General features: G+C 70.1%; 21 protein-coding genes. 11 read left to right on the top strand and 10 right to left on the bottom strand.

Features of this window, described 5'->3' with window-relative positions:
• Nucleotides 1-40: 40 nt before the first annotated feature.
• From K6U06_RS15750 to K6U06_RS15735, 4 genes are all read right to left on the bottom strand, one after another.
• A complete protein-coding gene (locus K6U06_RS15750) occupies nt 41-1,048 on the bottom strand; it encodes a TIGR03842 family LLM class F420-dependent oxidoreductase (RefSeq protein ID WP_410051064.1) in 1,008 nt (335 codons plus the stop codon).
• Between the two features lie 5 nt (nt 1,049-1,053).
• A complete protein-coding gene (hydA, locus tag K6U06_RS15745) occupies nt 1,054-2,460 on the bottom strand; it encodes a dihydropyrimidinase (protein ID WP_262322905.1) in 1,407 nt (468 codons plus the stop codon).
• A complete protein-coding gene (locus K6U06_RS15740) occupies nt 2,457-3,299 on the bottom strand; it encodes a nitrilase-related carbon-nitrogen hydrolase (RefSeq protein WP_262322904.1) in 843 nt (280 codons plus the stop codon). The genes hydA and K6U06_RS15740 overlap by 4 nt, the downstream gene beginning before the upstream one ends.
• Nucleotides 3,300-3,446: 147 nt before the next feature.
• Entirely contained in the window at nt 3,447-4,766 is a 1,320-nt protein-coding gene (locus K6U06_RS15735) for an aspartate aminotransferase family protein (RefSeq protein WP_262322903.1), read from the bottom strand.
• Between the two features lie 263 nt (nt 4,767-5,029).
• On the opposite strand from K6U06_RS15735, the gene K6U06_RS15730 reads away from it, so the two are divergent.
• The 8 genes from K6U06_RS15730 (at nt 5,030) to K6U06_RS15695 (ending at nt 12,591) form a co-directional block, all read left to right on the top strand.
• Complete coding sequence (locus K6U06_RS15730) at nt 5,030-5,959, top strand: type IV toxin-antitoxin system AbiEi family antitoxin domain-containing protein (RefSeq protein ID WP_262322902.1); 930 nt, start codon at nt 5,030-5,032, stop codon at nt 5,957-5,959.
• A gap of 13 nt (nt 5,960-5,972) precedes the next feature.
• Nucleotides 5,973-6,116 carry a hypothetical protein gene (locus tag K6U06_RS15725; RefSeq protein ID WP_262322901.1) on the top strand — a complete coding sequence of 48 codons (144 nt, stop codon included), beginning with the start codon at nt 5,973-5,975 and terminating at the stop codon, nt 6,114-6,116.
• Between the two features lie 77 nt (nt 6,117-6,193).
• A complete protein-coding gene (locus tag K6U06_RS15720) occupies nt 6,194-7,282 on the top strand; it encodes an HD domain-containing protein (RefSeq protein ID WP_410051063.1) in 1,089 nt (362 codons plus the stop codon).
• Nucleotides 7,283-7,559: 277 nt separating this feature from the next.
• Nucleotides 7,560-8,543, top strand: a complete 984-nt coding sequence (locus K6U06_RS15715; protein ID WP_262322899.1) for a helix-turn-helix transcriptional regulator — start codon at nt 7,560-7,562, stop codon at nt 8,541-8,543.
• Between the two features lie 139 nt (nt 8,544-8,682).
• On the top strand, nt 8,683-8,925 hold the full coding sequence (locus K6U06_RS15710) for a DUF3107 domain-containing protein (protein ID WP_262322898.1): 243 nt from the start codon (nt 8,683-8,685) through the stop codon (nt 8,923-8,925).
• A gap of 14 nt (nt 8,926-8,939) precedes the next feature.
• On the top strand, nt 8,940-9,890 hold the full coding sequence (locus tag K6U06_RS15705; RefSeq protein WP_262322897.1) for an ArsA family ATPase: 951 nt from the start codon (nt 8,940-8,942) through the stop codon (nt 9,888-9,890).
• Nucleotides 9,891-11,051, top strand: a complete 1,161-nt coding sequence (locus K6U06_RS15700; protein ID WP_262322896.1) for an ArsA family ATPase — start codon at nt 9,891-9,893, stop codon at nt 11,049-11,051.
• A gap of 64 nt (nt 11,052-11,115) precedes the next feature.
• Nucleotides 11,116-12,591 (top strand): sensor histidine kinase, encoded by a 1,476-nt coding sequence (locus K6U06_RS15695; RefSeq protein ID WP_262322895.1) that lies wholly within the window; start codon nt 11,116-11,118, stop codon nt 12,589-12,591.
• Between the two features lie 63 nt (nt 12,592-12,654).
• On the opposite strand, the gene K6U06_RS15690 is transcribed toward K6U06_RS15695, so the two are convergent.
• The 4 genes from K6U06_RS15690 to K6U06_RS15675 all read right to left on the bottom strand — a co-directional run bounded on the left by K6U06_RS15690 (nt 12,655) and on the right by K6U06_RS15675 (nt 15,368).
• Nucleotides 12,655-12,909 carry a WhiB family transcriptional regulator gene (locus K6U06_RS15690; protein WP_262323029.1) on the bottom strand — a complete coding sequence of 85 codons (255 nt, stop codon included), beginning with the start codon at nt 12,907-12,909 and terminating at the stop codon, nt 12,655-12,657.
• Nucleotides 12,910-13,230: 321 nt separating this feature from the next.
• Entirely contained in the window at nt 13,231-14,160 is a 930-nt protein-coding gene (locus K6U06_RS15685) for a diacylglycerol/lipid kinase family protein (protein WP_262322894.1), read from the bottom strand.
• A gap of 18 nt (nt 14,161-14,178) precedes the next feature.
• Nucleotides 14,179-14,931 carry a SigB/SigF/SigG family RNA polymerase sigma factor gene (locus tag K6U06_RS15680; protein WP_262322893.1) on the bottom strand — a complete coding sequence of 251 codons (753 nt, stop codon included), beginning with the start codon at nt 14,929-14,931 and terminating at the stop codon, nt 14,179-14,181.
• Nucleotides 14,928-15,368, bottom strand: coding sequence for an ATP-binding protein (locus K6U06_RS15675; protein WP_262322892.1), 441 nt, complete (start codon nt 15,366-15,368; stop codon nt 14,928-14,930). The genes K6U06_RS15680 and K6U06_RS15675 overlap by 4 nt, the downstream gene beginning before the upstream one ends.
• Before the next feature lie 219 nt (nt 15,369-15,587).
• Here K6U06_RS15675 and K6U06_RS15670 point away from each other — a divergent pair, with 219 nt between their 5' ends.
• Genes K6U06_RS15670 through K6U06_RS15660 form a run of 3 tightly spaced genes read left to right on the top strand, consistent with a single transcriptional unit; the run spans nt 15,588 to nt 18,756 of the window.
• Nucleotides 15,588-16,367: an electron transfer flavoprotein subunit beta/FixA family protein gene (locus tag K6U06_RS15670; RefSeq protein WP_262322891.1), complete on the top strand. Its 780-nt coding sequence runs from the start codon at nt 15,588-15,590 to the stop codon at nt 16,365-16,367.
• 41 nt (nt 16,368-16,408) lie between these two features.
• The gene (locus K6U06_RS15665) at nt 16,409-17,377 is read left to right on the top strand and encodes an electron transfer flavoprotein subunit alpha/FixB family protein (RefSeq protein ID WP_262322890.1); all 969 of its coding nucleotides are present in this window, start codon (nt 16,409-16,411) and stop codon (nt 17,375-17,377) included.
• 5 nt (nt 17,378-17,382) lie between these two features.
• Entirely contained in the window at nt 17,383-18,756 is a 1,374-nt protein-coding gene (locus K6U06_RS15660) for a D-arabinono-1,4-lactone oxidase (protein ID WP_262322889.1), read from the top strand.
• A gap of 39 nt (nt 18,757-18,795) precedes the next feature.
• Here K6U06_RS15660 and K6U06_RS15655 read toward each other — a convergent pair whose 3' ends face one another.
• Both K6U06_RS15655 and K6U06_RS15650 read right to left on the bottom strand, forming a co-directional pair.
• On the bottom strand, nt 18,796-19,518 hold the full coding sequence (locus K6U06_RS15655) for an SCO1664 family protein (RefSeq protein WP_262322888.1): 723 nt from the start codon (nt 19,516-19,518) through the stop codon (nt 18,796-18,798).
• Nucleotides 19,479-20,030 carry a DUF3090 family protein gene (locus K6U06_RS15650; RefSeq protein WP_262322887.1) on the bottom strand — a complete coding sequence of 184 codons (552 nt, stop codon included), beginning with the start codon at nt 20,028-20,030 and terminating at the stop codon, nt 19,479-19,481. The genes K6U06_RS15655 and K6U06_RS15650 overlap by 40 nt, the downstream gene beginning before the upstream one ends.
• Between the last annotated feature and the right edge of the window lie 4 nt (nt 20,031-20,034).

The following is a 20,034-nucleotide window of genomic DNA, read 5'->3' as shown; positions in this document are numbered from 1 at the left end:
TGGCACGCCCGGCCACGCCCGCGTCGAGACCCGGCGCGACTCAGCCGGGACCGGCCACCGCAGGGATGACGTCGCGCCCGTAGGCCTCCAGGGTCGGGCCGGCCTGGTCGTGCATCAGGTACAGCGCGAACTGGTCAGCACCGAGCGCGGCCAGCTCCTGCAGTCGGGCCACGTGCGCCGGGGCCGGGCCGAGGAGACAGAACCGGTCGATCACGTCGTCGGGCACGAAGTCGGTGCTCGGGTTGCCGGCCCGCCCGTGATGGGCGTAGTCGTATCCGTGCCGCCCCGCGATGTAGTCGGTGAGGGCAGCGGGAACCGACCCCGACTGCGCTCCGTACCGGGCCACCAGATCGGCCACGTGGTTGCCGACCATGCCCCCGAACCACCGTACTTGGTCGCGTTGGTGGGCCAGGTCGGTGCCGATGTAGGCGGGAGCGGCCACGCACACCTTCAACGAGTCGGGGTCCCGTCCGGCAGCCGCCGCGGCGTCCCTCGCGGTCTTGATCGACCACTCCACCAGGTACGGGTCGGCCAGTTGCAGGATCAGCCCGTCACCGACTGACCCGGCGACGGCCAGCGCCTTCGGACCGTACGCTGCGACCCACACTTCGATCCCGGTGTCGGACGCCCACGGGATCGCGACTTCCTTGCCGTCCGCCTGGACGGCCCGGCCGTTGGCCAGGTCCCGGATCGCGATCACGCTGTCGCGCAACATGCCCAACGTGGCTGGACGCCCGCCGATCACCCGGACCGCAGAGTCGCCTCTGCCGATGCCGCACACCGTCCGCGGCCCGAACATCGAGTTGAGGGTGGCGAAAAGCGATGCCGTCACTGACCAGTCTCGGGTCACCGGGTTGGTGACCATCGGTCCCACCGTCACCCGCTCCGTGCGGGCGAGGATCTGCGAGAAGATCACGAACGGCTCCTGCCACAGCACCACCGAATCGAAGGTCCAGACGTGGCTGAAACCGGCGGCCTCGGCGGCCACCGCCCGCTCGACGACCGCGCTGGCCGGCGGGTCGGTCTGCAGGACCACGCCGACGTCGATACCCATCAGCGCAGCATCTGGTTGAGTCCGCGGCGCACGAAACGTCCGTGACCGGCCCGCCCGACGAAGCGGCCCCCGTCGATGACGAACGAGCCCCGCGACAGCACGGTGTCGACCCGTCCGGTGACCGTCTGGCCTTCGAAGGCGGAATAGTCCACGTTCATGTGGTGGGTAGTCGCAGAAATAGTGTCGGTAGCGGCTGGGTCATAGACGACAATGTCGGCGTCGGAGCCGGGAGCCACCACGCCTTTGCGCGGATACATCCCGAACAGCCTGGCCGGCGCCGCCGCGGTCAGCTCGACGAACCGCTCGGTCGAGAGGTGGCCGGCCGCCACGCCCGCGTGGATCAAGTTCATCCGGTGCTCGACGCCGGGAAGGCCGTTTGGGATCTTGGAGAAGTCGCCGACGCCGAGCTCCTTTTGCTCCTTGAAGCAGAACGGGCAGTGGTCGGTCGACACGACCGACAGCGTCTCGGTCGCCAGCCCCCGCCACAGGTGGGCGCCGTGACCGGCCGGACGGATCGGCGGCGAGCACACGTACTTGGACCCTTCGAAACCGGGGCCCTCCATCGCGTCGTCGGTCAGGTACAAGTATTGGGGGCAGGTCTCGGCCCACACGTTCCCGTTGTCGGCGCGGGCCCGAGCAACCTCGACGAGTGCCTCGGTCGCCGACAAGTGCACGAAATACACCGGCGACCCGGCCACCTTCGCCAGCTGGATCGCCCGGAACGTCGCCTCTCCCTCCAGAGCCGACGGGCGGGTCACGCCGTGAAAGCGGGGATCGGTGTGGCCCCGAGCCAAAGCTTGGGCCACCAGCACGTCTATGGCGATGCCGTTCTCGGCGTGCATCATGATCGTGGCGCCGGTGTCGGCCGCCTTTTGCATGGCCTGGAGTATTTCGCCGTCGGTCGAGTAGAAGACCCCGGGGTAAGCCATGAACAGCTTGAAGCTGCTGATGCCCTCGCCGAGCATCGTGTCCATTTCTTTCAACGTGGTGTCGTTGACATCCGACACGATCATGTGGAACCCGTAGTCCACCGCGCAATTGCCGTCGGCCTTCGCGTGCCAGGCGTCGAGCGCCGCCCCGAGCGTCGAGCCCTTGGACTGGATGGCGAAGTCGACGATGGTGGTGGTACCCCCCCAAGCAGCGGCGACGGTGCCGGTCTCGAACGTGTCGTGAGAGAAGGTGCCCCCGAACGGCATCTCCATGTGGGTGTGCACGTCGATGCCGCCCGGCAGCACCAGCTTGCCTGTGGCGTCGACGGTCCGCTCCGCGCCGGCCGCTGCCGCGGCCGCCAGCTCGGTTCCCGGCGCCAGCAGAGCCACGATGGTCTCCCCGTCGACGAGCACGTCGGCGCGCACCGACCCTTCGGCCCCCACCACCGTCCCGCCGGCGACGAGGACGCGGCTCACGGCTCGACCAGCTGGCCGTAGCTCTCGGGCCGGCGGTCCCGGTAGAACTGCCACAGCTGGCGGACCTCGGTGATCATTTCCATGTCGAGGTCGCGCACCACGACCTCGTCTTTGGTGTCCGACGCCGCACCGCCGACGATCTGGCCGCGCGGATCAGCGAAATAGGTGGTGCCGTAGAAGTCGTTGTCGCCGAGCGGCTCGGTGCCGACCCGGTTGATCGCGCCGACGAAGAACTCGTTGGCCACCGCCGCTGCCGGCTGCTCCAGCTGCCACAGGTACGACGACAACCCCCGGCTGGTAGCCGACGGGTTGAACACGATGCGGGCCCCGCCGAGTCCCAATGCCCGCCAGCCCTCCGGGAAGTGCCGGTCGTAGCAGATGTACACGCCGATCGGGCCCACCGCGGTCTGGAACACCGGGTAGCCCAGGTTGCCGGGCCGGAAGTAGTACTTCTCCCAGAATCCTTTCACCTGCGGCAGGTGATGCTTGCGGTACTTGCCCAGGTACCGCCCGTCGGCGTCGATGACCGCGGCGGTGTTGTAATAGACGCCCGGCTGCTCCTCCTCGTACATGGGGACGACCAGCACCATCCCCGTCTCCGCGGCCACCTCGCACATGAGGCGGGTGGTCTCGCCGTCAGGGATCCCCTCGGTGTAGGAGAAGAACTGCGAGTCCTGCACCTGGCAGAAGTACGGGCCGTAGAACAACTCCTGGAAGCACGCGACCTGGGCTCCCGCAGAGGCGGCCTCCCGGGCCATGGCCACGTTGGATTCGATCATCGTGGACTTGTCCCCGGTCCACGATGCCTGGATGAGTGCAGCACGGACGATCTCGCTCAATGGTCCTCCAGTCGGTTGACTTCTACGGGGCTCGCAGGCGTCTCGGTAGCGGGACTCTCAGCTGGGTGGCTGTCAGTGGGGTATTTGTCAGTGGTTGTCAGTGGATGTCAGTGGGCTCCCAGCTGGGTGGCTGTCGGTGGGTGGCTGTCAGCTCGCGGCGGCGATGGCGTCGATGAGCATGGCTGCGCCCTCATCGGCCTCTTCTGCGGTGAGCGACAGGGGAGGGGCCAGGCGCAACACGTTCCCCTTGATCCCGCCTTTGCCCACCAGCAAACCCCGGTCTCGGGCCGCTTCCAACACCGCGCCGGCCTTGGCCGGCGCCGGCCTCCCGGGGGTTGCACCGTCGCTGCCCGCCTCGACGAGCTCGATGCCGATCATCAAGCCCTTGCCCCGCACTTCCCCCACAATCGGGAACTTGTCGACCAGCGGGGCAAGGTGGTCCATCAGCTGGCGACCACGGGCCAGGGCGTTGCCCTGCAGATCCTGGCTCAAGAGGTACTCGAGGTTGGCCAACGCGCCGGCGGTCGCAAGGGGGTTGCCGCCGAAGGTCGAGATGGAGTTGGCGTGGACTGAGTCGATCAGTTCGCCGCGCCCGACTACCCCGCCGATGGCCAACCCGTTGCCGATTCCCTTCGCGAACGTGAGGAGATCCGGCGTGATGCCGTGGGCCTGGTATCCCCAGAAATGCTCGCCGGTGCGGCCCCATCCGGTCTGGACCTCGTCGGACACCCAGAGGACCCCGTACTCGTCGGCCACCGCCTTCATCGGAGCGAAGAACCCGTCGGGAGGGGTGATGAACCCGCCGACACCCTGGATCGGCTCGGCGATGAGGCACGCCACGTCGCCAGCGGTCGCGGTCTCGAGGATGTCGCGCAGGTCGTCTGCGGCCGCGCGCGCGAACTCCTCGTCGGGGAGATGGCCGAAGGGGCTCCGGTAGCGGTAACCGCCGTGGACGTAGTGAACGTCGACTGGCGTCAGCGACGACGACGACCACGAGCGGATGCCGGTGATCGCCATGGAGGCGAACGAACGTCCGTGGTAGCTGTTGCGCAGGGCCAGCACCTGGTTGGACTGGCGGGCGGTACAGGTCAGCTGGAGGGCGGTGTCGTTGGCCTCGGTACCGGAGTTCACCAGGAACACCTTGGCGTCGGGGATGGCGGACAAACCAGCGATCCGCTCGGCCAGCTCGACCATCGGGCGGATCAGGTAGAGCGTCGAGGTGTGAACCATCCTCCCGGCTTGGGTGCGGATGGCGTCGACCACCTCCGGCACCGCGTGCCCGGTCATCGTCGTGAGGATCCCGCCGAAGAAGTCCAGGTAGGTCCGGCCCTCAGCGTCGGTCACATGCCGCCCCTGACCCGACACCAACTCGATGGGCTCCTCGTAGTACAGCGACAGCCACGAAGGCATCACCTTTGCGTGCCGGGCCAGCAGCTCGGCGTGGGCTCCCTCGTCGGATTTGCTCATACCTCAGCTTGCCCCTTGAGACCCCGGAAGGCAACGGCCGGCGCACGCCTGTACCCGGCCCGGTTCGGCCTGCGCCCGATCCGCCCGGTTCGGCCGGCGCCCGGGGCCGACTCGCGGCGCCGCCCGGGGGCCGACTTGCGGCGCCGCCCAGCTCGATGTCCAGTTCCCCACCGAGCTCCGTGGGGAAGTGGACGTCGAAAAGGGACAGGTCCTGCCACCAGGGATTTGCTCATGTTCGAGTAGTTTTCATGTAAATTGATGACATGAGCCCGACCCCAGGCCACCAGGTGGACGGCCTCGGCGCCGCTCAGCTGGGCCTGGTGACCATCTGGCAGCTGTGCGGCCTGGGGTTGAGCCGCCGGCAGGTCGATCGCTGGGTTGCGGAGGGACGGCTGGTGCCGGTCCGGCGTGGCGTATATCGGCTGGCGGGCATCCACGTGACCTGGGAGGTAAGGCTGATGGCCGCGGTGCTGGCCAGCCGGGGAAGGCTGGTCGCCTCCTCCCACAGCGCGGTCCGGCTGTGGGGACTGGACGATGCGAGAGGGACGGGCGGGATCCACCTCTCGGGCGGCAGGGTTCGCATGAGAGGGGCGCGGGTCCACTACCGGGAGGTGCCTCCCGCGGAGCGCACCACCCGCCTCCTGATCCCCGTGACCACCGTTCCAAGGACCCTGACGGATCTCGCCGGGACCGTGGACGTAGCCCGATTGGGGCGCCTCACCGACGAGGCGCTGCGCCTTCGCGTCATCGGGCTGGAGCAGTTGCGCCGGCATGTGGACGGCCTTTCGGTCGGGGTCAGCGGCCGGCGTCCGCTAGGCGCCGGGCGGCTAGAGGAAGTCCTCGCCGACCGGCTCCCGGGCTACGACCCCGGTGACAGCGCGTGGGAGCGGACGATGGACAACCGCTGGGAAGCCTGGGGGCTGCCGCCGGCGGTGCGCCAGTACGAGATCGTGACGCCGGGAGGCACCTACCGCCCGGACCGGGCGATCGTCGCAGAGCGCATCGCGGTCGACTGGAACGGCTACGAATACCACGGCTCGCGCAGTCGCTTCGACGCCGACAGCGATCGGCGAGCCGATCTGGCGACGGTGGGGTGGTGGTTGCTCGACTTCACCTCGCGCTCGTCGCCGGAGCGGATCTGCGCGGCCGTCCATTCCCTTTGGACCCAACGGCGACGGGACCTGGCGGGATGATCGGACGGCCCGCGTGATCGGGCTGGGTTGGGTGATCGGGCTGGGTTGGGTGATCGGGCTGGGTTGGGTGATCGGGCTGGGTTGGGTGATCGGGCTGGGTTGGGTGATCGGGCTGGGTTGGATGATCGGGCATGGTCGCTGGCCGTCGGTACCGTGAGGGATATGGACCCCGCCCCCGTCGGATCGCACGCCGCGGCTCTCGGCTCGAGGCGGGCCGAGCAGTGGGCGGCGACCATGGCCGGCACCACCGCTGGCGCGGTTCGTCGGGCCCACAGCGACCCCACCCCCGGCGTCGGCGCGCCTTTCATGCTCGGGCGCGAGGAGCGGGAGGCGGCGGAGGACGCGGCGCTGGCCGCCGGCGCCAGCCGGGCGATCGGCGCCGGCCGGCGGGCCGTCGAAGAGGAGCCCGACGACTGGCGGACCTGCTTCGAGCGGGACCGCGATCGCATCCTGCACTCGGCGGCGTTCAGGCGGCTGGCCGGCAAGACCCAGGTGTTCGTGCACCCCGCCGACCATCAACGCACCCGTCTGACCCACGCTCTCGAGGTCGCCCAGGTGGCCACCGCAATCGCCAGGGCCCTCCGCCTCAACGTGGCCCTGGTCGAGGCCATCGCCCTTGGCCACGACTGCGGCCACGGGCCCGGCGGCCACGCCAGCGAGGACGCCCTCGGACCGTACGTCGCCGAGGGGTACGACCACGCGGTGTGGGGCGCAGACGTGGTCCTGGCCGGCCTCAACCTGTGCGCTGAGACGCTCGACGGCGTCCGGTGCCACTCGTGGTCGCGCCCGGCCCCGATGACAGCCGAGGGGGAGGTGGTGAGCTGGGCCGACCGCATCGCGTACGTCTGCCACGACTTCGAGGACGCCGTCGCTGCCGGCATCGTCGACCCCGGCGTACTCCCCGCCGACGTGTTGCTGCGATGCGGCGAGACCCGCCGTGAGCAACTCGACACCTTCGTCCGGGCCGTGGTGACGAGCACCGCCCGCGACGGGCACGTGAGCATGGATGCCGATACCGCCGAGGCGTTGGCCCAGATGCGAGCCGCGAACTACCGCCACATCTACATGCGCCCGGCGTCGGTGGCCCAGGCCAGCGCGGTGATCGCGGTGCTGCGCGCGCTCGTGGAGCACTTCGCGGATCACCCGGGGCGCCTGCCCGGAGCGAGGGCTGACGGTGGCGCCGCGAGGGCGGGCAGCGAGGCGGCGCTGCGAGCAGCGGTGACCTACGTCGGCGGGATGACCGATCGATTCGCCTTCCGCACTGCGGTGGCCGACCTCGGGTGGGACCCGGCCCGTCTCCCTGTAGCAGTCGACGCCGGCTAGGCCGGCGGCTGGTCACGAGCGCGCCGGCGGCTGGTCACGGAGCGCCGGCGTGGCGCGTCACGGAGTGCCGGCGTGGCGCCGACGGCCACTTCAACACCGCCTGCGGTGGCGGACTGGACATCGAGCGCGACTCGCAGTGAGGGGCCGGCGTCCCGACGGCGCTGGCCTCGCCGCCGCGCTCCGACGTCCAGCTCTCCACCGAGGGGCGTGGCCAACTGGACCTCGAAGCAGGGGTTCGACGGCAGCCACCCGGCGCCGGCGCGCGAGACTCGCGCCGATGCGCGCCGACCGGCTCGTCGCCACCCTGCTCCTGCTCCAGGCGCGCGGCCATGTCACCGCCGCGGAGGTCGCCCGGGAGCTGGAGGTGTCGCCCCGCACCGCCCGGCGCGACCTCGACGCGCTGGGCATGGCCGGCATCCCGGTCTACTCGCAGCAGGGGAAGGGCGGTGGCTGGCGCCTGGCCGGGCGCGGCCGGACCGATCTGAGCGGTCTCACCGGTCCCGAGGCCCGAGCCTTGTTCCTGGTAGCCGGCCCGGCGTCGTCGGCCACGCCCGAGGTGAAGGCGGCGCTGCGCAAGCTGGTCCACGCACTCCCCGAGCCGTTCCGGGAGGAAGCCGAAGCCACGACGAGCGCGGTCGTGGTCGACCGCGCCGGGTGGGGTCGGGCGGCCGGCGTGCGACCGCCGCCTCCCTTGCTCGACGCAGTGCAGCAAGCGGTCGTGACCGGAACGCAGGTCCGCCTCGACTACATCGACCGGACCCGGACCGCGACCAGCCGGGTGGTGCACCCGCTGGGGCTGGCCGCCAAGGGCGAGACCTGGTACCTGGTCGCGGGGACCGATGCCGGGCAGCGCACCTTCCGGGTGGATCGCATCGAGGCGGTCCACCCGACGGGCGAGAAGGTGGTCCGCCCCGATGGCTTCGACATGCGGGAGGCGTGGCGGTCGATCACCGAGGAGATCGACCAGCGCCGGAGCCCAGTCCGGGCACGGGCGTTGGCCGAGGCGTGCGTGCTCTGGCGGTGCCGGGCCCAGTTCGGGACCCGGGTGCAGATCGGGCCGGCCGGCGCCGACGGCCGGGTCGACATAGAGGTCCGAGGCCACAGCGTCATGTCGCTGGCCTCGGAGCTGGCCTGCTTCGGCGACACCGTCGAGGTGATCGAGCCCGACGAGCTGCGCCTCGAACTGGCCGAGGTGGGAGCACGCCTCGTCGCTCGGTACTCGCCGGCGGCCCCGCCGGCCAGAGCGCGAGCCGTCCGCTGAGCGCCTGCACTCCCGTCTAGGGACCGCGAGTCCCTACAGTGGGCCCGCACGCTGACGACAGTCAGGCGAGCCGACGGCAGTGCAGCTCAGGAACGTGTCGGCGAACACCGTGCAGCCGAAGACAGGGAGAACCAGGAACGTGGATGTGCGCATAGGGGTCACCAACACCCCGAAGGAGATCGATCTCGAGCTCCCCGACGGTACCGACGCCGATGCCCTCTCGAAGCAGATAGAGGAGACCCTCGGCTCGGAGACGGCCGTTTTGTGGCTGACCGACCGGCGGGGCCGGCGGGTCGGGGTGCCGGCGGCCAAGGTCGCCTACATCGAGATCGACGCCAAGGGCGACGACCGGCGCGTCGGCTTCGGGTCCGTCGTTCACTGAGCAGCTCGCCGGACGTGGCGGTCGACCTCCTCGACCGGAAGCTCCTTTTCGTCACCGGTAAGGGCGGCGTCGGCAAGACGACCGTCGCCGCCGCGCTGGCGTCGCTCGCGGCCGACCGGGGCAAGAAGACGTTGGTCTGCGAGGTCGATGCGAAGGGCAACCTGGCCGACTTCTACGAGACCGGGCCCACCCGCTTCGAGGAGCGGGAGATCTCGCCGCGCCTGTGGGCGATGTCGATGGACACCGAGGCGTCGCTTCGCCAGTACCTGGCCCTGCAGCTGAAGCTGCCGCTCGTCGCCAGGGTCGGCCCGCTGGCGAAGATGTTCGACTTCGTCGCGTCGGCCGCGCCCGGGGTCAAGGAGATCGTCACCGTCGGCAAGCTGTGCTGGGAGGTGCGCGAGCGCCACTACGACATCGTGATCGTCGACGCCGCGGCGAGCGGACACATAGTCAGCCAGTTGGCCGCCCCTCAAGCGATCAACGAGCTGGTGCAAGTCGGCCTGGTCCGCCAGCAGACCGGTTGGATGCTCGACATCCTCGGGGATCCGCTGCAGACCGGGCTGGTGATCGTGGCCATCCCGGCGGAGATGCCGGTCAGCGAGACCCTGGAGCTTCGCGACCGGGTGGCAGCAGAAACCAACGTGGATCTGGCCGCGGTGGTCGTCAACCGAGTCCTGCCGGAGCTGTTCTCGCGGGGCGAAGAGGACATCTTCGACCAGCTGGAGGAGCGTCCAGCGGCCGAGTTCCTTGACCGAGCGCTCGGCGGCCCGGCCCGGCCGCTGCTCGACGCCGCCCGGCTGACGGTGACCATGCGCCGCAGCCGCACCGAGCACCTCGAGCGCCTCCGCGGCGCGGTCGACGGCAAGGTGCCGATGCTTTACGTGCCGTACCTGTTCTTCCGTTCCCACGGGCTGCGGGCCACCCGGCAGGTGGCCGAGGCCCTCTCCGCGGAGCTCGGGTACTAGATGGCCGATCGGGCCGGGTCGATCGACTCGCTGCTGGCGTCCAAGGAGATCGCCATCGCCTGCGGTTCGGGAGGGGTGGGGAAAACGACCACCGCGGCTGCGGCCGCGGCCATGGCAGCGGTGCATCACGGCGGCAAGGTCCTCGTCGTCACCGTCGACCCCGCGAAACGGTTGGCCAACGCGCTCGGGCTGAGCGGTTTTGGCAACTCGGAGAAGCGAGTCCCCGCCTCGGCGTTCGCCGCGGCCGGCGTGCAACCACGAGGCGAGCTGTGGGCCGCCATGCTCGACACCAAGCAGAGCTGGGACGCGCTGGTCCGCCGGCACGCCCCCGACGCCGACACCCGGGACCGGATCCTCGAGAACCCGCTATATCAGAACATCTCCGGCAAGTTCGTGCAGAGCCACGACTACATCGCCATGGAGCGCCTCTACGAGATCCACTCGGAGGGCCGCTTCGACCTGATCGTCGTCGACACCCCGCCGACGCGCAACGCGGTCGACTTCATCGAGGCGCCGGCTCGCATGGCGGAGTTCTTCTCGTCGCGGCTTCTGCGGCTGCTGATCGTCCCCTACCGCAGCCGGGTGGTCAACATGGCGTCCCGGCCGTTCTACCAGGTCGCCGACCGGATCCTCGGCTCGCAGTTCCTGGCCGACATCGCCGAGTTCTTCATCTTGTTCCAGACCATGTACTCGGGGTTCGTGACGCGGGCTCGGGCCGTCGAGCGGCTGCTGCGCGACAACCGCACCACGTTCATGGTCATCTCGACCCTGGAGGCTGCGCCGGTGCGCGAGGCGGAGTTCTTCATCGACGTGCTGTCCTCGAAGAAGCTGCACCTGGGCGCGCTGGTGCTCAACCGGGTCCTGCCCCCGTACCTCCTCGACGACGCCGCCCACCTGCGGGCCGGGCGCCTGGTCGCCGAGGCCGACGTCCTCGCCGGGGAGCTGGCGGCGGTGATCGGCGCCGACCCCAGCCAGGTGGCCCGGGTCCTGACCGAGATGGGAGACAACTTCCAGAACTTCTCGGTGGTCGCGCAGCGCGAGGCGGCCCAGCGCAGCGACCTGGCGAAGATGCCGGACGTGGTGGCCGCGGTCCCCGAGTTCGACGACGACATCCACGACCTGGCCGGCCTGATGCGCTTGGGCGAGGCCATCTGGGGTTGACGCGCGGCGACGGCGCGAGACTGACGCCCGCACCCGGCTGACACGACGGAGAAAAGAGACCACATTGGCGACGCTGGCGGAGTTGGTCCGGGAGCACACCAAGCTGGAACAGCCGGTAACCGCGCACCTGCAGCGGCTGGTCGGGTCGTGGGGAACGCTGTCGGACCTGTGCTTCGCCGACCTCCTCTTGTTCGTGCCCGTCGACGGCAGCGACGACCGCTTCGTCGTCGTGGGCCAGGTCCGACCGACGACCAACCAGACCCTGCACCTCGAGGATCTGGTGGGCCGGGTGATGGGCGTCGACGACCGACCCCTGCTGGCTCGGGCCTGGCAGCTGGGGAGCGTCGTCGAGGGCGAGGTGTCGATCCCATCGCGCAACGAGCGGGGACGCCAGGTGGTGATCCCGGTGCGGTGGCAGGACGAGTTGGTGGCGCTCATGACCCGGGAGTCGGCGCTGTCGGTGGGGCGCCGGCCGGGGGAGCTGGAGCGGGTGTACGTCGAGGTCTTCGATCGGCTGGCCCGGATGATCGCGGCGGGGGAGTTCCCCTTCCCGATCGACGAGGTGGTCACCAGCGAGATGCCCCGCGTCGGCGACGGGGTCCTCGTCCTCGACGCCAGCGCCCGGGTCGACTACGCGTCGCCTAACGCAGTCAACGCCCTCCACCGTCTCGGCATCTACTCGGGGATCGAAGGTGTCAGCCTGGACGAGGCCGGCCTGGACCAGTCCGCGGTCAAGGTGGCGTTCGCAACTCGCCTTCCCGCCACCGAGGAGGTCACCGAGGGCAGCGACTCGATGGTGTTCCGCTGCGTGCCGCTGCTCGACAAGGGCAACATCACCGGGGCGTTGGTGCTGCTACGCGACGTCAGCGAGCTGCGCCGGAGAGACCGGCTGCTGCTGTCCAAAGATGCCGCCATCCGCGAGGTCCACCACCGGGTGAAGAACAACCTGCAGACCATCTCGTCGCTCCTGCGCCTGCAGTCGCGCCGGCTGCCCCAAGGGGAGGCCCGTCACGCTCTCGAGGAGTCGGAGCGCAGAGTCCGCTCGATCGCCTTGGTGCACGAGATCCTGTCGCGCGACACGACCGACGAGGTCGACTTCAACGACATCCTGCCCTCACTGGTACGGATGGCGGAGGACCTGGGGAGCAGCGACCGACCGGTCCACATCACCACGACCGGGGAGACCGGGGAACTTCAAGCCGCGCTGGCCACGCCGTTGGCGGTGGTCATCACCGAGCTGCTGCAAAACGCCGCCGAGCACGCGTTCCCCGAAGGGTCGACCGTCGACATCAAGACCATAAGAGTCACCGTCGACCTAGAGCGCACGCCGACCAGTCTCCGGGTGACCGTCCGCGACAACGGCGTGGGCCTACCGCCGGGATTCGTGATCGAAGACACCGCCAGCCTGGGGCTGTCGATCGTGCGCAGCCTGGTCGGATCGCAGCTCGGCGGCACCATCAACATGCGCACCGACGGGGGCACGATCGTCGAGCTGGTCATCCCAGTGGACAACAGCCCCGAGGACCTCGAGAAGCTCTGACCGGCCGGTGAGGCGTCCGCCGGGGGTGTCCGCCGGGGGTCGGTCCCGAGACTGGCGAGGCGGTCAGCTGGCGCGGCGCTGGCGGGCGAGCCAGGACTTGCGCAGCTTGCGGCGCTCTTCCTCCGAGGTGCCGCCCCAGATCCCGGACTCCTGGTTGGTCGCCAACGCGAACTCCAGGCACGCCTCCTGCGCTTCGCAGGCGCAGCAGACCCGCTTGGCCGACTCGATCTGCTCGATTGCCGGACCGGTGGTCCCGATGGGGAAGAACAGGTCGGGGTCGGTATCCCGGCAGGATGCGTTGTCCCGCCAGTCGTCCACGTCCCATTCGATGTTGCGGCTCCAAGTAAGGGCCACTGGCCGCCTCCTGGCGAAGATTGTGAATCAGTTCACGTGTGGGTGTAACAAAAACTGGTCCGTTCACCGCAGCGTTGCAACAGCGTAAAGCTGTGCTCCGCCCCTGGCAACCCCTCTCGACCAAAAATTCGAGGAAAGGTGCTGGTCAGCGAGGTTCACTAACGGCGGTTACCACGGTAGGCGCGTTATGGCACCCTGCGCCGGAGTTCGTCTGTGACCTGTGCCACATCTAGGCGACGAGAGGTCGAGGAGTCTGTATCGGAAGCCGCGCCGCTGCCCGAGCGGTCAGGGGACGACCAGGCGGATCGCTCCGTCCCAATAGCGAAGATCGAAGCTGGTCGCCTCCCCCAGGTAGTCCCCGTCGACCTGGTAGGGGAGCGGGTGGTGGGCCTCGATGCTGACGCGAGCCAGGTCACTGGACACCGCGACGTTCCGCCTGCCCTCCACCCCCTGCCCCCGGAGGGCGCCGGCGACGAGCGGCAACAGCGTTGGGATGTCCAGCCGGCGCAGGGTGACCATGGTCAGCCCGGAGTCCAAGCCGGTGCCGGGCGCGACGTTGAGCGGCCGGTTCCCGAGGAAGGTGTATGGGTTGGTGTTGAGGCAGATGCCGAAGTACCCGTCGTCGAGCTCGTCGACCGGGCCGGTCGCGGCGCGAGGCTCGGCCCGCAGCCCGAACGCCGGGTGGCGCCGGTCGTAGTGGCGGAACCAGGTGCTCACCGCGGCGGTGAGGAAAAGCGCGTGACCGGCGTAGCGCTTCAGGCTCCCACGCCGCTCGACTTGGGCGACCACGGCGGCGTCGTAGCCGAACCCGACATGGAAGAGGAACACCCGGCCGTTGACCGTGCCGAGGCCGACGGGCCGGATCGACCCCCGGCCGAGCGCGCCGAGCAGCTCCCCGGTGGCCTCGATCGGGTCGTTGGTCATCCCCAGGGTGCGGGCGAACACGTTGGTCGAGCCGCCCGGGAGGACGCCGAGGGCGGTGGCGGTTCCCGCCAGCCCGTTGGCCGCCTCGTTGAGGGTCCCGTCGCCTCCGAGCACCACCACCACGTCGGCGCCGTCGGCCGCCGCGCCCTGGGCCAACCGGGTGGCGTGTCCCCGCCGGCTGGTCTCAGCGACGGTGACCTGGTGGTCGGCTGAGAGGGCCTTTTGGATGACGACTCGGGCTCGGGCGGTGACCGACGAGGCCGAGGCGTTGACTATGAAGAGGAGCCGCACGGTGCTGGCGCGGCAGCCTTAGGACGCTTCGGCGGCGGCTCGCAGCTGCGCGACGCTGCGAGCCAGGAGCCTCGAGACGTGCATCTGTGAGATGCCGAGGCGGGTGGCGATCTCCGACTGGGTGAGCCCCTCGAAGAATCGCAGGTGGAGGATCATCTGCTCCCGCTCGGGCAGCCTGCTGAGGAGCGGGGAAAGGGTGGCGCGGTGCTCCGCGCCTAAAAGCGCAGGATCGTCCTCGCCGAGCCGGGTGGCCAGCGACTCGCCCTCGCTGTCGCCGGGGGCCGGCGCGTCGAGGGAGGCGAAGCGGTATGCCTGCCCCGCCTCGAGGGCTTCGAGGACCTCTTCCTCGGACACCTCGACTTCCGCCGCCAGCTCCGCGATGGTCGGTGAGCGGCCTAGCTCCTGTCCGAGGGTGGCGACGACCTTGCCGAGGCGGAGGTACAGCTCCTGCATGCGTCGCGGGGCGCGAATCGCCCACCCGCGGTCACGGAAGTGTCGTTTCAGCTCGCCGACGATGGTGTGGGTGGCGTAGGTCGAGAACTCGACGCCCCGTTCGGGGTCGAAGCGGCCGACGGCTTTGAGCAGGCCGAGCGACGCGACCTGCACCAGGTCGTCGAGGGGCTCGCCCCGGTTGGCGAAACGGCGCGCCAGGTACTCGGCGAGGCCGAGGTGGGCAGCGACCAGCTCGTCGCGGAGGGTCACGTCCCCGGTGCGGGCGAACTCGACGAACTTGGCGCGCAGCTGCTCGCGCTGTGCGGGCTGGAAGCTCATGATGTAGCCGACGTGCTCCCCTGCTCGGCGCCGCTGCCGTCCCCGGTGTGGCGGCGCTTGACCAGCCGGAAGCGGGGACCGTCGGGACCGTCGGTGAGGGCGTGCTCGTCGACCAGGGCGGCCAGGATGACCTGCGACAACTCGGAGAGTGCCACGTTGGTGGCCGCCGGGCCGGTGGCGCCGGCGCTTTCGAAGTGCCCCTCGCCCTCGATGAGCAGGCTGTCGGTGGCGACTAGGTAGCGCACCTCGACCCGCCCCGACCGTCCGGTGTTACCGGTCAGGCCGTAGCAAAGCTCGTCGATCGCCAGCCGCAGGTCCTCGACTTCGTCGAAGGAGAAGCCGAGGCGGCTGGCCAGCCCAGCGGCGGTCACCCGCGCCAGGCGTAGGTATTCCGGCATGGCCGGTACGACCAAGCGCACCTCATCGGACGTCGCCACCTGTAACGCTCCTTCTACTCGCCGGCGCAAGACACCCTCCGGTACTCCGGCACCTCAGGGAGGGGCGCCTCGCTTCGCCCGAGGCGAGGCAGGGACCTCTCCACGCTACACCGCCCCGGCCGGTTTCTGGGCCCGGTCGCCAGCGGAGCGGCCGGGGGTGGCCGGCCCCGGATCACGGGAAGTGGTGGAAACCGCGACGACTGGGAAAGAATCTCCGCCATGAACGTCGTCGTCTGCGTCAAGCAGATTCCCGACCCGGCAAATCCCGGGAAGCTCACGTCCGAGACCCACACGATCGTCCGGGACGGGAAGTTGATCCTGGACGACTCCGACGCGTACGGCGTGGAGATGGCCCTCCAGCTGGTCGACGCAGCCGGGGGCGGCGAGGTGACCCTGGTGTCGATGGCTCCCCACAGCGAGACCAGCGGCCTGCGCACCGCGTTGGCCATGGGCGCAGCGAAGGCGATCCTGGTGAGCGACGACGCCCTCGCCGGCTCCGACGCCCTCTCCACCGCGAAGGTCCTGGCCGCGGCCATCAAGCGGGCCGAGCCCGACTTGGTCATAGCCGCGACGGAGTCCACTGACGGTTACACCGGCACCACGCCGGTGCAGGTGGCCGAGGTGCTCGGGTGGCCGTCGATCAGCTTCGCGAAGAAGGTCGCGGTGGCTGACGGCACGGTCAAAGTCGACCGCCAGACCGAGACCGGCTACGACAGCGTTGAGGTGTCGCTCCCGGCGCTGGTGACGGTGACCGCCGGCGTCGTCGAGCCTCGCTACCCGTCGTTCAAGGGCATCATGGCGGCCAAGGGCAAGCCGGTCGAGGAGCTCAAGGTCACTGACCTCGGTCTCGAACCGGGTCAGGTGGGCGCCGCCGGGGCCCGCCAGGAGGTCGTGTCGGTGGAGCCCGCCGAGGCTCGCAAGGCCGGCGAGATCGTGGTGGACGAGGGAGACGGCTACGAGAAGATCGTGGCCTTCCTCGAGCAGATCAAGGTCATCTGAGGGTCCGGATCAAGCGACAGGGTCGAGAGGAAATAACGAACATGACAGTCAACAAGATCTGGGTCATCGTCGACCGGCAGGGCGACAAGATCGCTCCGCTGAGCCTCGAGCTGCTCACCAAGGCCCGCAGCCTCGGCGGCACCGTGGAGGGTGTGACGTGGGGCGACGCCGACGCCATCGCGGCGGAGGTCGGCAGCTACGGCGCGACCACGCTGCACAACGTCGGCGATCTAGCCGGGGGCCTACCGGGCCCCGCGGTGGCTGCGGCCCTCGCCGCGGCGATCGGCGCCGGTAACGCGCCCGACGCCATCCTGGTTCCGCACAACTACGACGGGCGCGACATCGCGGCCCGGCTGTCGGTGAAGATCGACAGGCCGGTGCTGACCAACGTGGTCGGCCTGGAAGAGGCCGGGGACGGTCTGGTGACCGAGCACGCGATCTTCGGCGGGACCGAGGTGCTGAAGGCCCGTTTCACCGGCGAGGGCCCGGGCATCTACGTGGTGCGCACGAAGTCGTTCGCGGCCGAGGCCGGCGACGGCGGCCCGGCGACGGTCTCCGCGCTGGAGGTCCCCGACCTCGGAGCGACCGGCGGGGCCAAGATCACCGACCGCCACGTCGAGGAGAGCGAGGGCCCGAAGCTGGACGAGGCCCCCGTCGTCGTCTCCGGCGGCCGGGGCCTCGGCGAGGCGGACAAGTACTCGATGATCGAGGACCTGGCCAAGCTGCTCAAGGGCGCGGCCGGTGCATCCCGGGCCATCGTGGACGCCGGCTGGGTGCCCTACTCGCACCAGGTGGGCCAGACCGGCAAGACGGTCAAGCCGACGGTGTACATCGCGGCGGGCATCTCGGGGGCGACCCAGCACATGGTGGGCATGAAGAACTCCAAGAACATCGTCGCCATCAACAAGGACCAGGAAGCCCCGATCTTCTCGATCGCGGACCTCGGGATCGTGGGCGACGTCCACAAGGTGCTGCCCAAGCTCATCGAGGCGCTCAAGGCCCGCTCGTAGCGGGCTTGTCCCAGCTGCGTCCCGCACGACGTCGCGCCGGCCGCCCCTCGGCGACCGGCGCGACGCTCGCGCCGGCCGCCGAGGAGTGGCGCAACTGGGCCGGGACGCAGCGCTGCCTGCCTGGCGCGACCGCGTCTCCGGTCACGCTCGACGACGTCGTGTCCGTCGTGGGCGCGGCCGCCGCCAGCGGTCGGCGGGCGAAGGTCGTCGGCAGCGGGCATTCCTTCACCGGCGCCGCCGTCACCGACGGCGTGGCGATCCATCTCGGCCGCCACTGCCGGGTCCTCGACGTCGACGCCGACACCGGTTTGGCGACCGTCGAGGCGGGGATGACGCTGGCTCGGCTCAACAAGGTGCTGGCGGCGGCCGGCCTGGCCCTCCCCAACCTGGGCGACATAGACGCCCAGTCCCTGGCCGGGGCGCTGGCGACGGGAACTCACGGGACCGGGGCGGCGGCCGGGAGCCTGGCCGCGCAAGTGGTCGGCCTGCAGATCGTGACCGCGGACGGCGAGGTTCGGTCCTGCTCCCCGGAGCGCGACCGCGAACTGTTCGAGGCCGCCCGGGTCAGCCTGGGCGCCCTAGGTGTGATCACCGCAGTGACCTTGCAGGCCGTGCCCGCGTTCAGCCTGCGGGCGCAAGAAGCGGTCGAGCCCCTAGAGCGGGTCCTGGCCGGGCTGGACCACGACGTCGCGGCCAACGACCACTTCGAGTTCTACTGGGTCCCCCACACAGACCTAGCCCGCACCAAGCGCAACAACCGCAGCGACGAGGCACCCCGCGGCGGTCGGATGCGCCGGTTCGCCGACCGGGTCCTGCTCGAGAACGTCGCGTTCGGTGGGCTGTGCCGGGTGGAGCGGCGCTGGCCTGAGCTGACCCCGCGCCTGGCGCCGGTGATGGCCGCCGGCGGAAACCGGGACATCGTCGATCGCAGCTACCGGATCTTCGCCAGTCCCCGCCTGGTCCCCTTCGTGGAGATGGAGTACGCACTGCCCCGCGCCGCGGCCGGGGAGGCGCTGGGCAGGATCCGGGATCTGATCGAACGCGAGGCGTTACGGGTGGCGTTTCCCATCGAGGTCCGCTTCGCCCCCGCCGAAGAGGTGTGGTTGTCGACGTCTCACGGCCGGGACTCGTGCTACGTCGCGGTTCATCAGTTCCAGGGGATGCCCTACCGGCGCTACTTCGACCTGGTGGAGGAGGTGATGGTCAATCTCGACGGACGCCCCCACTGGGGGAAGCTCCACACCCGCAGCGCGGCGGACCTCGCCCCTCACTACCCGCAGTGGTCCAGGTGGCAGGACCAGCGCAGCCGGGTAGACCCCGACGGGATGTGGGGCAACGACTACCTGGCGCAGATCTTCGACCCTCGTCCCCCGGCCTGAGCGGTCTCCGGCCCGGACGGGCGGCTCGAGGGCGGCTGCCTACACGAGGGGCCAGGGATAGGGGCGCTCGGAGCGGGGCTCGGGCAGCGTGCCGGCCCGGACCAGTGCCCTGGCCCGGCGCTCCATGGCGTCCAGCTCGGTGGCGCTCAGCAGTCGCTCGAGAGCCGGCCCGGGACCGTCACCGATCAGGCCACGCAAGGCGTCGAGGGTGGCCGCATCCAGTTCCTCGCCGGCGAAGTCCCAGATGACGGTGCGCAGCTTGAAGCTCTCGTGGAAGCACAGGCCGTGGTCGATGCCCCAGATGTGGCCGGCGCCGTCGATCAGGCAGTGGCCGCCCTTGCGGTCCGCGTTGTTGGCGACCACGTCGAACACGGCCATCAGCCGCAGCTGGTCGTGATGGGCCTCCTCTTCGAGCAGCGTGAAGTAGTGCTGCTCGAAGTCGGCGGCCACGAAGCGCTGCAGCGACCCGGCGCCGAGGGGGCCGTCGTCGCGAAGGACCGTCTCGGGGACCAGATCCCAGCCCAGGCGGCACGCCAGTTCGTAGGCCGCGACCTCCCGCCGGTACAGCCCGTCGGGGAAGTCCCAGAGCGGGCGCTCGGCGTGACCCGGCTTGTAGATGGCCTCGAGCGTGCCGTTGTCGGCCGCCACGACCGTTAGGTACGTGCCGTTCGAGCTCCACGGCATCCGCCCCTGCACCTCGAGCTGCCCCGAGGCCAGGATGCTCAGAGCGTCGGCGCCCGGTGTCCGTTGGTCTTCGGGCACGAGTGTCCGGCGGGGTCCATCGGGTACCCGCAGAAGGGGCAGGGCGGCCTTCCGGCGCTGACCAGCTCGACGCCCCGCGCGATGATCGCCGCGGCCTGCGCCCGGGTCAACGCCAGGCGTCCGATGGCGCCGTCGGCCTCGGCGGGGTCATCGCTGATGGCCTCCTCTTCGCCGGCCGCGGCCGGCGAATCGACGGTCACCTCCTCGGCGATCAGCACGATCCGGTCGGCGCCGGCGTCGAACGCCAGCTGCATACTGCCCACAGCCCATTCGGCGAGCACCGGCTCCTCGAGCTCCAGGGTGTCGGTGGCGGGCACCTCTTCGGGGTCGGGGAGGTCCGAGAGCAGCTCGGTGAGCAGCTCGGCGAGGGCGCCGACCTGCTGCTTCTCGAGCTTGAGGGTCACCAGCCGGTCGCCTTGGCGGGCCTGGAGGTAGAACGTGCGGCCCCCGGCCGGCCCGACGGTGCCGACGGTTACCCGGTCGGGATCGGAAAGATCGAACGATGAACTCACGGCC

Origin of the sequence: Acidiferrimicrobium sp. IK, assembly GCF_025499425.1 — a bacterium.
In the GTDB taxonomy this organism is placed as follows: Bacteria; Actinomycetota; Acidimicrobiia; order Acidimicrobiales; family Palsa-688; genus Acidiferrimicrobium.
The sequence above is the reverse complement of the archived record's forward strand: the minus strand, read 5'-3'. Positions and strand labels throughout refer to the sequence as shown.

What these genes read in the sequence shown, in the direction of transcription:
- K6U06_RS15715 (WP_262322899.1), top strand. Translation starts at nt 7,560, where the DNA reads ATGCGCGCCGACCGGCTCGTCGCCACCCTGCTCCTGCTCCAGGCGCGC.
- K6U06_RS15680 (WP_262322893.1), bottom strand. Translation starts at nt 14,931, where the DNA reads ATGAGCTTCCAGCCCGCACAGCGCGAGCAGCTGCGCGCCAAGTTCGTC.
- K6U06_RS15735 (WP_262322903.1), bottom strand. Translation starts at nt 4,766, where the DNA reads ATGAGCAAATCCGACGAGGGAGCCCACGCCGAGCTGCTGGCCCGGCAC.
- K6U06_RS15730 (WP_262322902.1), top strand. Translation starts at nt 5,030, where the DNA reads ATGAGCCCGACCCCAGGCCACCAGGTGGACGGCCTCGGCGCCGCTCAG.
- K6U06_RS15670 (WP_262322891.1), top strand. Translation starts at nt 15,588, where the DNA reads ATGAACGTCGTCGTCTGCGTCAAGCAGATTCCCGACCCGGCAAATCCC.
- K6U06_RS15720 (WP_410051063.1), top strand. Translation starts at nt 6,194, where the DNA reads ATGGCCGGCACCACCGCTGGCGCGGTTCGTCGGGCCCACAGCGACCCC.
- K6U06_RS15700 (WP_262322896.1), top strand. Translation starts at nt 9,891, where the DNA reads ATGGCCGATCGGGCCGGGTCGATCGACTCGCTGCTGGCGTCCAAGGAG.
- K6U06_RS15665 (WP_262322890.1), top strand. Translation starts at nt 16,409, where the DNA reads ATGACAGTCAACAAGATCTGGGTCATCGTCGACCGGCAGGGCGACAAG.